The organism is Streptomyces sp. NBC_00358 (assembly GCF_036099295.1).
Taxonomy (GTDB): Bacteria; Actinomycetota; Actinomycetes; order Streptomycetales; family Streptomycetaceae; genus Streptomyces.
In genome coordinates, this window is the sequence record NZ_CP107976.1 from 2,290,180 (window position 1) to 2,303,108 (window position 12,929).

The 12,929-nt window shown below is 70.3% G+C and carries 11 protein-coding genes; 1 reads left to right on the top strand and 10 read right to left on the bottom strand.

The features are described 5' to 3' along the window. Positions 1-167: 167 nt before the first annotated feature. The gene (locus OHT01_RS09570) at positions 168-1,274 is read right to left on the bottom strand and encodes a winged helix DNA-binding domain-containing protein (RefSeq protein WP_328552699.1); all 1,107 of its coding nucleotides are present in this window, start codon (positions 1,272-1,274) and stop codon (positions 168-170) included. Between the two features lie 145 nt (positions 1,275-1,419). On the opposite strand from OHT01_RS09570, the gene OHT01_RS09575 reads away from it, so the two are divergent. Beyond that, positions 1,420-2,652, top strand: coding sequence for a magnesium and cobalt transport protein CorA (locus tag OHT01_RS09575; RefSeq protein WP_405915757.1), 1,233 nt, complete (start codon positions 1,420-1,422; stop codon positions 2,650-2,652). Between the two features lie 232 nt (positions 2,653-2,884). Here the strand turns inward: OHT01_RS09575 and pssA are convergent, their stop codons facing one another. The 9 genes from pssA to OHT01_RS09620 form a co-directional block, all read right to left on the bottom strand. Further along, a complete protein-coding gene (gene pssA / locus OHT01_RS09580) occupies positions 2,885-3,673 on the bottom strand; it encodes a CDP-diacylglycerol--serine O-phosphatidyltransferase (protein ID WP_328552700.1) in 789 nt (262 codons plus the stop codon). A 77-nt stretch (positions 3,674-3,750) separates the two neighbouring features. Then, positions 3,751-5,028 (bottom strand): MFS transporter, encoded by a 1,278-nt coding sequence (locus OHT01_RS09585; RefSeq protein ID WP_328552701.1) that lies wholly within the window; start codon positions 5,026-5,028, stop codon positions 3,751-3,753. Further along, entirely contained in the window at positions 5,025-6,254 is a 1,230-nt protein-coding gene (locus OHT01_RS09590) for an ATP-grasp domain-containing protein (RefSeq protein WP_328552702.1), read from the bottom strand. The genes OHT01_RS09585 and OHT01_RS09590 overlap by 4 nt, the downstream gene beginning before the upstream one ends. Positions 6,255-6,357: 103 nt before the next feature. Continuing rightward, a complete protein-coding gene (locus OHT01_RS09595; protein WP_328552703.1) occupies positions 6,358-7,347 on the bottom strand; it encodes a branched-chain amino acid transaminase in 990 nt (329 codons plus the stop codon). Then, positions 7,344-8,018, bottom strand: coding sequence for an HAD family hydrolase (locus OHT01_RS09600; protein WP_328552704.1), 675 nt, complete (start codon positions 8,016-8,018; stop codon positions 7,344-7,346). The genes OHT01_RS09595 and OHT01_RS09600 overlap by 4 nt, the downstream gene beginning before the upstream one ends. Then, positions 8,015-9,355, bottom strand: a complete 1,341-nt coding sequence (locus OHT01_RS09605; protein WP_328552705.1) for a D-arabinono-1,4-lactone oxidase — start codon at positions 9,353-9,355, stop codon at positions 8,015-8,017. Before OHT01_RS09605 ends, OHT01_RS09600 begins: the two co-directional genes overlap by 4 nt. Further along, positions 9,352-10,260 carry an SDR family oxidoreductase gene (locus OHT01_RS09610; RefSeq protein WP_328552706.1) on the bottom strand — a complete coding sequence of 303 codons (909 nt, stop codon included), beginning with the start codon at positions 10,258-10,260 and terminating at the stop codon, positions 9,352-9,354. Before OHT01_RS09610 ends, OHT01_RS09605 begins: the two co-directional genes overlap by 4 nt. Positions 10,261-10,270: 10 nt before the next feature. Beyond that, positions 10,271-10,945 carry an RraA family protein gene (locus OHT01_RS09615; RefSeq protein WP_328552707.1) on the bottom strand — a complete coding sequence of 225 codons (675 nt, stop codon included), beginning with the start codon at positions 10,943-10,945 and terminating at the stop codon, positions 10,271-10,273. A gap of 43 nt (positions 10,946-10,988) precedes the next feature. Next, positions 10,989-12,905, bottom strand: coding sequence for a transketolase C-terminal domain-containing protein (locus OHT01_RS09620; protein WP_328552708.1), 1,917 nt, complete (start codon positions 12,903-12,905; stop codon positions 10,989-10,991). Between the last annotated feature and the right edge of the window lie 24 nt (positions 12,906-12,929).

Sequence of the window (12,929 nt, forward strand, 5' to 3'; positions counted from 1 at the left end):
CTCCTCCCTGGGCCTCTCTCCACCTCGACCTCTCGACCTCTCCACCTCGGCCTCTCCTTCGACGGCCCCTCACTCTTGCCGGCGGACGGCTGCTTCCCCGCAGCCCCCCAACCGTCCGCCGGCACCTCAGGTGGCAGAAACGTCAGGTCGCACGGCACGACGGGGTCTCAGGGCCGGGCGACCGTGCCGAACCGGACCTCGTACCCCTCCCCCTCGTGCATCGCCGCGAGCATCCGCTCCCCCTCCTCCGTGACCTCGTGCCGCTGCGTCTTCGTGAGTCCGCCGAAGGGTTCGACGACGAGCGCGCCCTCCTCCAGCTTCCACAGGCCGGCCAGGAATCCGTCGACGAGCAGGGTGCAGTAGGCCTGATTGCCCTGCCAGGTACGCCCCTTGAGGTCGGCCGGGACGACCCGGGAGCGGTCGGCGTGGGACAGCAGCAGATTGTCGAACTCGGGCAGGAAGCGGGGCGGCGCGGGGGTGTCCGCGTCGGGCCGGGACGCGTCGGGGAGGTCGAAGAGTTCCACGCCGTTCTCGTCACGGAACGTCGCCAGGCGGGGCCGGAGCCGTTCGAACACCTCGCGGAGCCGGGTCAGACCGGCCCAGGTCTGCATGTCCTTGACCGAGGCGGGCCCGAACGCGGCGAGGTAGCGCAGCACGGTGGCGTCGGCCGCCGGGGCCGGCTCGGCGGGGCGGCCCAGCCAGTGCTCGGCGGTGGTGAGGGCGACCTGGCCGCTGCGGCCCCACAGCCCGCGCGGGGTGACCTGGACGAGCGGCAGGGTGCAGCGGGCCGCGATCGACAGCGCGAACGGGTCGGCGTCGGGCCACTCGGCGAGCAGCGCCTCGCGCAGCTCCTTCATGGTGCGCGGCTCGGCCTCCACCAGCTCACGGCTGATCGCGGCGAGCCGGTCCAGGTCGACACCGGTGAGCCCCGTGCGGAACTGGCCCAGTTCCCGGTCCCGGGCGGCCTGCACCAGCGGGCGCAGGGTGAGGGCGTCCTCGGCGGTGTGCGTGTGGATGGTGGAGCGCATGGTGACGATGCGGACGACGTCGCGCGCCTCCATGGCGGCCGACAACCGCTCGGGCCGGAAACCGTCCACCCGGGCGGCGAGGGCGTAGTACGGCGGCTTCACGTTCTGCGCCTGGAGACCTACGAGGTGCTCGACGGCGGCCGTCGCGGACAGCGGGGAGCGGCGCAGCAGGAGCTGACGGTCGAGGGTCGCGCGGTTGAGGGCGCGGGTGCCGAGCACGGGGGCCGTCGTGGTCGTCTTCGTCATAGCGGCACGCTAACGCCGCTTGCGGACACCTTCCGTCCGCAACTCTCACCGCATCCCGATACCGCCGAGGACTCACGGAACGTATGCCCCGTATATCCTGCTCCGGGATCACACAGATGTACGTTCGACCCTGGAGGCAGCCGCGATGTCCGAGCGACGCGCCCGCCAAGCCTCGAAGAACCGGAAGAGCCCGAGGGACACGGGCCGCCCGGCGGAGGCGGACGTCTCCGCGGGTGCGAAGGCTGCGAAGGCCACCCGGATGTCCGTCTGGCGGCGCGCCCTGACCCCGCCGTCCGCGCCGGCCCCGCGGCCTCCAACGACCGACCCCTCCCTTCCCGCGCCCGATCCCGCCGAGGTCGCCAGCGTGGTCCAGGCCGCGCTGTACCGCGACGGGGTGCGGGTGTCGACCCCCGCGTCGCTGGCCGAGACCTTCCGTGAACTGCGCGAGCAGCCGGACGGTATGGCGTGGATCGGCCTGGCCCGTCCGACGGAGACCGAACTCCTTTCGCTGGCTGCCGAGTTCGACCTTCATCCGCTGGCCGTCGAGGACGCGCTGGAGGCGCATCAGCGCCCGAAGCTGGAGCGTTACGGCGAGACGCTCTTCGTCGTCCTGAGCGCCGCCCGCTATCTGGACGCGGTCGAGGAGGTCGACTTCGGCGAGCTGCACGTGTTCGTGGGACCGGACTTCGTGATCACGGTCCGGCACGGCGCGGCGCCGGACCTCTCGGCGGTGCGCCGCCGCATGGAGGGCAGCCCGGAACTGCTGAGGCTCGGCCCCGAGGCCGTCCTCTACGCGATCCTCGACTCCGTCGTCGACGGGTACGCCCCGGTGGTCACCGGCGTCCAGAACGACATCGACGAGATCGAGACCGAGGTCTTCCGCGGCGACCCCGCGGTGTCCCGCCGCATCTACGAACTCTCCCGCGAGATGGTCGAGTTCCAGCGCGCCACCCGTCCGCTGGTGGGCATGCTGCACAGCCTGATGGCGGGCTTCGCCAAGTACCGCACGGACGAGGAGCTCCAGCGCTATCTGCGCGACGTCGCCGACCACGTCACCCACACCAGCGAACGCGTCGACGGTTTCCGCCAGGCCCTCACCGACATCCTCACCGTCAACGCGACCCTGGTCACCCAGCAGCAGAACGCCGAGATGCGGGCGTTGGCGGAGGCGGGCTTCGAACAGAACGAGGAGATCAAGAAGATCTCCTCCTGGGCGGCGATCCTGTTCGCCCCGACGCTGGTCGGCACCATCTACGGCATGAACTTCGACCGCATGCCGGAGCTGCACTGGGTGCTCGGGTACCCCTTCGCGATCCTCCTGATGGCGGTCGTCTGCACCAGTCTGTACGTCATCTTCAAGCGGAAGGACTGGCTCTGAGTTCGGGAGGATCCGTTGTCCCCTCGCGCGACCGCCTGACGCAGCCCGCCTCCCAGGGCTACCACGGCGGCGATACGGCACCGAGTGGCGTGTCTTCACCAGGCGGGCACCGGCCGTGGCGGGCCACAGCTCCTCGAACTCGGCCTCTGTGAGGGAGAGTTCGACCTCGATGAAAGAACGGTCCGGCACGGTGAACCGTGCCGGACCGTCGGGAAGCGCTCGGTATCGGCGCCTACGCCTCCGAGGGCGTACGCCGGTTCGAAATGTGGAGGGCCAGGGCCACGACGGGCAGCAGAGCCGCCAGCGCCACCTGCAGCATGCAGCCGATCACCATCGTCCCTTCCGCTCCGGGCGCGCCGGCCGCCCAGGAGACGAGACAGCCGACGTTCACCACGATCCAGCAGACCGTGAGCACCGCCCACCGTCCGCTGGGCTTCGGATACTCGATGCGGCTGACCATCAGCCAGGCGACCGCCAGCACGCTCAGGATCGTGAGCACGAAAGGCAGTTCGAGCAGGGAGAGGCTGAGCACGGTCAGTGCCGCGAAGGGGATGGGCATCCCCTGGAACATGCCGTCGCGCATCTCCGTGACGGAGAAGCGGGCCAGCCGGAGCAGCCCGGCGAGCAGGACCGCCACCGCGGCCGCCACGACCGGCATCAGGGGGAATCCGCTCACGATGCCCCACACCACCACGAAATAGGCGGGCGAGAGGCCGAAGCTGATCAGGTCCGAGAGGTTGTCCAGTTCGGCACCCATGCCCGAGCTGCGGAAGCGGCGGGCGACGAGTCCGTCGCACAGATCGAAGAGCGAGGCGAGCAGGACGAGCATCACCGCCGCGGCCGCACCCTGGCGCATGGTGCCGGCCCGTTCGTCGCTGGACAGGTGGGGAATCAGCACCGCGGTCGTCGTGAAGTAGACCGAGGCGAAGCCGCACACGGCGTTGCCCAAGGTCAGGACGTCCGCGACCGACAGCCGCGTCGGAGATCTCAGGGGAGCGCTCGGCGCCTCCGTCTCACTCACCCGAGGCTCCGACAACTCCACATCAGCAACGGTCAACGTGCTCTCCTACCCCACTGTGCCGACAACATCCTTGAGCATCATCGCAGTTGTGGGAGCGGCTCCGAGTCACGATGCGGGAACGGACCACGGTCGTGCAGCCGCGAGAGCCACCACGTCGCGACCCCGGACGCCAGGACCAGAGCGCCGAGAACGAGCCAGCCCCAGGATCTGCCCGACATGACGAGCACCGGGAGAAGCGCGGGGCCGAGGACGCGTTCCGCCGTGGTGCTGAGGTTGAACGTCGACAGGAACTGGGACCGGTCCGCCTCCGGCGCGAGGTCCATGGAGATCTGCCAGGACGAGGCCGACTGCCACATCTCGGCCCAGGTCAGCGCCAGCACCCCGGCCAACAGGACAGCGACCGCCACGACCGACGTACGGTCCCACCACCGCGTGGCCAGGAAGGCCGCGCCGGCCAGAGCCGTCAGGACCGCCGCGGCCAGGGCGGCCCGGCCCGCCCGGGCCACGTCCGAGATGTGCCGGGTGGCGGGAAGCTGGAGCAGCGAGACCAGCACGGTGTTGAGGATCAGCGGCAGCGACACCAGCGAGTCCGGCAGGGACGGGGTCGAGAGGATCCACAGGGGGAGCAGAACGTTCAGCGTCGTCACATGCAGGCTGAGCACCGAGTTGAGCCCGGTGAACGCCACATAGCGGCGGTCTCTGAAAGCCCAGCTCCGCTTGCTCTTCCTGTACGTCGTCACACGGTGCTTCTCCCGGATGCGCATCAGCAGGCCCGCGCAGAGCACGTAGAAGAGAGAGATCGCCAGGAGCGTGCAGCGGTACAGCAGGGTGCTGCCCGCGGCGATCGCGACGCCCGCGGCCAGCCCGCCCAGGGCGTACCCGACGTTGCGGGTGGACCTGACCACGGCCATCAGCTTGATGCGGCGCTCGTCCCCGGCCACGTCCGCGACCAGGGCCTGGCTGACGCCGCCGGCGGTACGGTCGGCGACCGCGGTCAGCAGGACGACGACCAGATAGGCCGGGAAGGACGTGACCAGCACGTAGCCCGCGAACCCGACGGCACGCCAGAGGTTGATGACGATCAGCGTGCGGCGCGCGCCCATCCGGTCGCCCACGATGCCCGTGGGCAGCGTCAGCAGGAAGCCCACGGCACCGGCCAGCGACAGGCCCAGGGTGAACTGAGTGGTGCTCAGACCGGCGACCCGGGTGAAGAAGACGGCGGCGAGCCCGGCGAACAGACCGGTGCCCATGGAGTCGGACAGACAGCTCGCCACCAGCGTGCGCTCGGCGGCGGAGCTGTTGCGCACACCCGCGGCGATCGCCCGCAGGCCGCGGGCGCCCCCGTCGGCGGTCACGCGCTGCCGCCCGGCACGGCGACGACGAACTTCAGGTCGGCCACGGCCTGTCGGACCAGGGCCAGGGCCTCGTCCGGCGTGTCCGCCACTCCCCACACATGGGCCGGGCGGGACGCGGAGGAAGTGATCGGCTGGACACGGTCGCCCCGTGCGACACGGACCACCGCGTCGCTGATGCCGGGGCGGCCCTTCACGTCCTCGACGCCACGCACCTCCAGCACCTCTCCGGCGGCGGAGGGGGTCGCGTACCAGATCGCCCCGAAACGACCGTCGACGGCCGCCTTCTCCACCTGGGCGCGGACCCCGTCGAGAGCGCCGAGGCCGATGCTCTGCCGCGCCAGGGCGTCGACGATGTCCACACCGCGCGCGTCCCTCAGCAGATAGGGAATCCGGTCCCCGGCCTGACGCAGGTGGGTCTCGACGACCCGCACCTCGTGCTCGGTCACGATGACCTCGGTGTGGTTCACGCCCTCGCGGATGCCTAGCGCGTCCAGTGCGGCCGTGACCGTGCCGAGGATCCGCTGCTCCTCGCCCTCCGCGAGCCGTGCCGGGAGCACATGGCCCACCTCGACGAAGCCGCCCGGTGCCAGGAACTTCTCGGTGACGCACAGGGCGAGATGCCGTCCGTCCTCGCTCAGGCACTCCACGCTGTACTCCCGCCCGGCGTGGAAGGGCTCCACGAGGACGTCACCGTTCGGCAGGGCGGCAGCGGCGGCGAGCGTGGTGGCGAGCAGGCCGGCGATGTCGTCGGCGTCGTCGAGGCGGACCACGCCCTGGCTGCCCACGCCGCCCGCGGGCTTGCAGATCAGCGGATAGCCCACCCGAGCGCCGAAGGCGGCTATCTCCTCGGCCGTCGAGGTCAGCACGCAGGGAGTGTCGTCGACCCCGGCCTCGGCGAGCCGCTGCCTCATGTGCCACTTGCTGTCGACGGCGCGCACGGTCTCGCCGGAGTGCCAGGCCAGTCCCAGCTCGTCGGCGATGGCGGCAGCCGCCCGTTGCCCTTCCTCGCCGAAGCAGACGATCCGGTCCACCGTGTCCGCCGCGTGGACGAAGCGCGACGCGGCGACCCACTCCTCCAGCGGGGAGCGGTCGTCGAGGACGACGACCCTGGAGTGCTTCGTGAAGTCACGTACCCTGCCGACCTCTTGAGCCGCGCACAGGACACTCGTCCTCAGCTCCGGGTCGAGTTCACGTGCTCGCGCGACGATGTCACGCTCGTCACCCACCACGAGAAGGTGACTCACCCGCGGCCGGTTCTGGCGATACGACGTCATATGCGGCTTTCTCCAAGCGATGGGGTGGATGCGAAAGACAGGAGGAGCATTCCGGTCAGAAGGGGAGCTCGGTCAGCCAGTCCTTGTGGCGGGGTGAACGTCCCCGGACGACGTCGCCGTACGCCGTGTCCAGTCGCCGGGTCAGCGGGCCGGCGGTCCCGTCGCCCACCTGGAGACCGTCCACCGTGGTGACGGGCAGGATCTCCCAGCCCGTGCCCATGAAGAAGACCTCGTCCGCCAGGTACAGCTCGGTCCGGTCGACCTCACGTTCCACGACGGTGTGCCCCAGCTCGCGCAGCAGCGTGATCGAGGTGTCACGGGTCAGGCTTTCGAGGATTCCGCTGGTGGTGGAGGGCGTCGACACCACCCCGTCGCGGACCAGGGCGATACAGGCGCCCGGGCCCTCACTGACCTTGCCCCGCTCGTTGAGCAGGATGGGCCAGTCGTGGCCGTTCTCCCGCGCCTCCAGCATGGCGAGACGGCCGTTGTGGTAGTTCGAGAACGCCTTCACGCGCGGGGGCATGGACGCCTCGTTGATGCGGGTCCACGAGCTGACCGCCGCACGACAGCCCCGCTCGGTGCCCAGTCCGCTCTGGAAGGTCCAGCTGTCCACGACGAGTTCGCAGGTGACGCCGGCGGGCACCATCTGTTCCTGGACGATCCCGGCAGGGAACGCCCAGGGCCGCAGATACACGTCCTCACGGTAGGCGTTGGCCCGCAGCACCTCGATCACCGCGGCGCGCAGGATCTCGATCCCGTAGGGGATGTCGATACGGACGATGCGCGCGGACTCGTACAGCCGCCGGAGGTGCTCGTCGAGGCGGAAGAGAAGCAGGCCCGCCCCGTCGTGGGAGACGTACGCCTTGATGCCCTCGAAGACCGAGGCCACCGAGGCGTGGCCCACGGCGTTGACGTGGATGCTCGACTCGGCCCAGGGGACGAGTGAGCCACTGCGCCACAGCCAGTCGGGGTGGGCGCGGTCTCCCCGCACCAGGGAGTCCATGATGGACATGGCGGTCGCGCCCTGCTCGTGTTCGTTCGTCATGCGGCTGTCACTTTCGTTGTGCGCACCGGAATGTCGAGGCGCTCCAGGTGTTCCAGGCTGTCGAGGACCAGGTCGGCGGCCGCGAGAGGAGCGGGTGTGCCCATGGCGTTCGGCACGGCCACGCAGGCCAGCCCGGCGGACTTCGCGGCCGCCACACCGAGCGGCGAGTCCTCCAGGGCCAGGCACGTGTCCGCGGGGCGGCCCAGCAGCTCCAGGGCCCGCAGATACAGGTCCGGGGCGGGTTTGCGCGCCTCGACCTGATCTCCCGTGACCACCAGCGCGAACCGGTCCGCCACGCCCAGACGCTCCAGGTGTCCGAGCACCCAGGCCGCCGGAGAACTGGAGACGATCGCGCACGGCACACCGTGCCGGGCCGCCCGCTCCAGCAGCGCCGCCACCCCGGGCCGCAGAGGCTCTTCGTTCGCGAGACGGGCCTTGTCGGCGCGGCGCTCGGCGCGCTCCCGCTCGGTCAGGTCCCGGCCGAGCCTGACCGACAGGTCACGGATCGCGTGGACCTCACCGGAGGCCCGGCCGGTCATGACCGCCCAGACGGTGTCGGGGAGGTCCAGGCCGTGCCGGCCGTACAGGGTCTCCCACGACCGGTGCGCGGAACGCTCGGTGTCGCAGACCAGCCCGTCGAAGTCCCACAGCAGTGCGCCCGCAGAGGTCACAGTGAGGCACCCCGCGTACCGCCGAGCACCCGCCTGACGTAGTCGCTGGAGAACATGCCGTCCGGGTCGAGTTCGGCGCGGACGTCCTGGAACTCCTTCCAGCCCGGATAGAGGTCGGCGACCGTCGCGGCCGTCGCGGTGTGCGCCTTGCCCCAGTGCGGACGCCCGTGATGGTCCCGCAGAGCCGCTTCGAAGACGCGCAGGAGCTCGGTGTAGGCGACGGTTCGCGGGACCGTGATGTTGACGTAGGCGGTGGTCCGGCCCTGGGCGGGGCTGAGCAGGTAGTCGTCGCCCGTGCTGAAACGGACGGTGATCGAGTAGGGCGTGCGCAGCCCGAACCGCTTCACGTCGTCGTGGACGTGCCGTACCGCCTCGGTGGCGGCGTCCAGCGACAGGGCGTACTCCAGGGACAGGAACTTCACCGGCTGCGGGAAGGTGAACGCGTTGTAGCTGACGTCCACGTAGTCGGCCGGGCCGGAGTCGCCACCGACCTGCGCTGTCATGAACCGCTGCACGAACCGCTGGTCGACTCGTCCGGCCAGCCCTGCCGTGGCGCAGCGCACCTCGCCCAGTGTGTTGGCCCGGCGCAGGCGCGCCGCGTCGGGCGAGACAGGCGCGTCGGTCGGTTCGAGCTTGAGCGTCGAGGCGTTGTCGCTCCAGCCCTTGAGCGAGAACGTGGCGTGCTCGGCGCTGCCCGCGTACGCCTCGATGTCCTCAAGAATGCTGTCCAGCGGCCTGCTGCCCTCCGTCACCCGCAGGTTGAACTTGGGCACGCAGCGCAGGGTGACGGTGGAGATGACGCCCAGCGCGCCGAGCGAGGTGACCGCGGCGCGGAAGAGGTCCGGCTCGTGATCGGGACCGCACGAGCGGACACTGCCGTCGGCCGTGACCAGGGTCAGCCCCAGCACGTGCCCCGAGAACGGCGCGTGGTGCAGTCCGCTGCCGTGGTTGCCGGTCGAGATGGCACCTGCGACGGTCTGCTCCTCCAGGGTGCCCATGTTGGACAGGGCCAGTCCGGCCTTGTCCAGGGCCCAGTTCAGCTCGCGCAGCAGTGTGCCGCCCCGCACCGTCACCGATGGTGTCGTCGGGTCGAGGGCCACGATCCCGTCGTAGCCCGTCATGTCCAGCAGCAGGCCGTCCGTGGTCGCGATCGGGTTGAAGGAGTGACCGGTTCCGGCGGCGCGGAGCCGCAGCCCCCGGCTCCTCGCGTACTCGATCGCGTCGACGATGTCCTGTTCCTGCGCCGCCCGTACCAGATGGGCCGGGGCGCAATGCGCGGAGCGGGCCCAGTTGCTCCACAGCGGCCTGGAGCCGCCGCGGCCGAGGGGGATTCTCATGCCGTGGTCCTTTCGGAGGAGTCCCGCTGGTACAGATCCGCGCAGTGGCGGTCGACGGCGTCCTGCCAGCGGGGCATCAAGTGGCCCAGCTCGGCGAGCAGTTCGGTGTTGAAGGCCGACGTCCTGGGCCGGCCGCCGACGAACTCGCAGTCGTCGAAGGAGATCGCGGTGGGCGGATGGTCCGCGTTCAGCTTCGGGTCGTACTGCATGAGGGCGTACGCACCGAGTTCGTGGCGCGTGGCCCGGCCCTCGTTGGCGACGTGTACGACGCCGGTGGGGAACTCGTCCCGCGTCATCAGATGGATGAGGGCACGGGCCAGGTCCACGGTGTAGGTGGGGCGGCTGTACTGGTCGCTGATCAGCTCCTGCTGCTCCCCGCGCTGTGCCGCCCGGATCGTCGCCAGTACGTCGTCGTTGTTCTCCGCGGAGCCGCCGAAGAGCCAGGAGGTGCGGACGACCAGGTGCTCGGGCACGTGCGCGGCGATCTGCTCGCCGGCGAGCTTCGTCAGGGCGTAGACGCTCAGCGGGTTGGGGACGTCCGTCTCCCGGTAGCCCTCCGCCGGGGCGTCCGCGCCGTCGAAGACGTAGTCACTGGAGATGTAGACCAGTCGGCTGCCGACCGCACGGCAGGCTTCGGCCACCTGATGCACACCGGAGACGTTGACGCGCAGGGCGAGGCCGGGGTCGGTCTCGCACGGCGCGACGATGGATATCGCCGCGAGATGAAGGACGAGGTCGGGCTGGAAGGCACTGATCGAGGCGGTCGTCGCGGCTTCGTCACCGATGTCGAAGTGGGTGACGGAGACGCCCTTGACGGTCCACTCGGCGGTACGGGGGTCGGCGCTCAGTTCCCTGGTCAGCGCGGTGCCGAGGCTGCCGTCCGCGCCGGTGATGTAGAGGCGCATCTGTTTCTCCTCAGAGGTTGCCGAACTCGGCCCGCAGATCGGCGGCGGTGGCACCGGACGCGATCCGGTCACGGATCTCGTTCTCCCGGCGCGCCACGTCCCGGGAGCCTTCCAGCACCTCGGCGGCCCGCTGCGAGGCCACGGTGGCCACACCGTTCTCGTCGGCGACGATGATGTCGCCGGGGAAGATGACCTGGCCGCCGACCGACACGGGGACGTTGACCTGGACCGGCTCGATGCGGTCATGGACGGCGCCCGGGGACTGCCGCGGCGAGGTGGTCCGGTACCAGAGCGGGAAACCGATGTCGCGGATCTCGTCGATGTCCCGGGCGGCGCCGTCGATGATGGCGCCGGCGACGCCGAACTTGTGGGAGACCGTCGCCGTCAGACCGCCCCACATGGCGGTGGTGGCCAGACCGTGGCAGGCCATGACGATGACGTCACCGGGCTGGGCGCGGGACAGGATCGGCAGGGTGTTCACCCAGTCGTCGATCGAGAGGTTGATGGTGAAGGCCGGCCCCGCGATCTTCTGGTCGTGCCGGACGACCTGGAAGCCGCCGATGGCTCCCGCGCGCCGCTGTCCGTCGGTGACGACACAGCTGGGGCTGTACTCGGCGAGCAGCTCCCGGAAGCCGTCGACTATCTCCTGCGGGGGCCGCTTCAACTCGTTGTAGATGGTGTCCATGATTCCTGTTCGTTCTCGCGGTGGTCGGATGCGGGCAGGCCGGTCACTGATGTGCGACGGGGCGGATCCGGGTCAGGAACCGCTCGGCGAGGTGTCGTGCGCTGAGTCCGTGGGCGTCCAGGACCTCCGCCTCGGTGCCGCACTTGGGCACTTCGGTGAGGCCGATTCCTTCGAAGGCGGGGGTGTCGGGCAGGCCCAGTTCCAGCAGGGACCGGGCGATCAGGTCCGCCTGGCCGCCGTGGGTGTAGTGGTTCTCGACGACGAAGAGAACGCCGGACCGGCCGGCCAGCTCGGCCAGCCAGCCGGAGTCGACCCGGTTGAGCCAGGGCAGGTCGACCACGGTCAGTTCGATGCCCTCGGCGGAAAGCAGTCCGGCAGCGCGGATCAGCTGGGTGAGCACGACGGGTCCGGAACCGATGGCGACGGCCCTGCCCCCGGCCCGTACGACGCGGCCGCGGCCGAGGGTCAGCGGCTCGGCGCCCAGCTCCTCCGCCTCGGCGGGGACGGGGGTGCTGACGAGCCGCAGGTAGGTACTCGACGTCGACTCGACGCAATGGTCGAGCGCTGCCTCGACGGCGGCCGAGTTGGCCGGCTCCAGGACCACCAGCCCGGGGATCGCGCCGAGCGCGCTGACGTCACGGACCGCCTGGTGGGAGTGGCCGGGTGCGGCGGGGATCAGGCCCGCGAGCGACCCCACATAGACGATCTTCCGGTTTTCGGAGGCGTTGGTGTACATCTGCTCGTTCGGCCGCGCGTGCAGGAAGCAGGAGAACGAGTGCACGAAGGGCAGCAGGCCCCTGGCCGCCAGACCACCGGCCGTCGACACCATGTCCTGTTCCGCGATGCCGCACTCGAAGAAGCGGTCGGGCACCTCCTGCGCGAAGGGGATCAGGCCGGTGTCCAGGACGAGATCGGCGTCGAGCGCGACGATCCGCTCGTCGCTCTTCGCGCGGTCGGCCAGGGCACGGCCGTAGACCTGCGGAAGCTGGGGCCCCGCGGCCTTGGCCGGCGGCTCGACGTCCACGGCCACCAGCCGGACCGGGGCGAGTGCGTGCCGCTGGAGGAGCGAGTTCAACGACGCGACGAGTTCGTCGTGGGCGCGCCGGTAGTCCTCGCGGGCGGGGGCTCCGCTGTGGAAGCGGTAGCGCCACTCTCCCTCGGCCATGGACGTCGCCGCGAAGACGCCTGTTCCCGCTCCCTTGACCGTGTCGGCGACGATGACGGCCGGACTGCCGGCGTACTGCTTCTCCCGGAGGCGGAACGCCGTGTCCAGTTCGCGCGGCGCGTTGCCGTCGCAACGCAGGACGCCCCAGCCGAAGGCGCGGAACTTCGCTTCCAGATCGCCCAGGTCGCTCACGTCGGCGACCCAGGTGTCGGACTGGATCTTGTTGTGGTCGACGATCACGGTCAGTTCGCCCATTGCGTGGTGCACCGCACCGGCCAGCGCTTCCCAGTTCTGGCCCTCCTGGAGCTCGCCGTCGCCCGTCAGGACGTAGACCCGACGGCTCGCGCCGGTCAGCCGGTCGCCGAGGATCATGCCCTTGGCGCGGGAGATGCCCATGCCGAGCGAGCCGGTGTTCGCGTGCATGTGCGGGATGCTGACGTCGGGGTGGCCCGGCAGACCGCCGAGGCGGCGCAGTTGGTGCAGCTTCTCCTCGGGGAGTGCGCCGAGCCCGATGTAGGACGCGTAGAGGCCGGGTACGTCGTGTCCCTTGGAGGAGAAGTAGACGTCGCCGTCGTCGGCGAAGGGCGAGTTCATCTCGTTCAGCAGCAGCCAGGCGACGATGTCGGCGGCGCTGAAGCTGGATCCGATGTGGCCCGATCCGGCGCGCATGATGCTGTAGAGGGCGTTGACACGGGACGCGTCCGCGAAGGCCTGGCTGCGGTCGTGCGGATCGTCGATGCCGTCCAGGATGCGAGTGAACTCTTCGACAGGCAGCCAGGCGAGAGAGATGTTCATGGCTTCTCCAGAAGTACGTGCGGC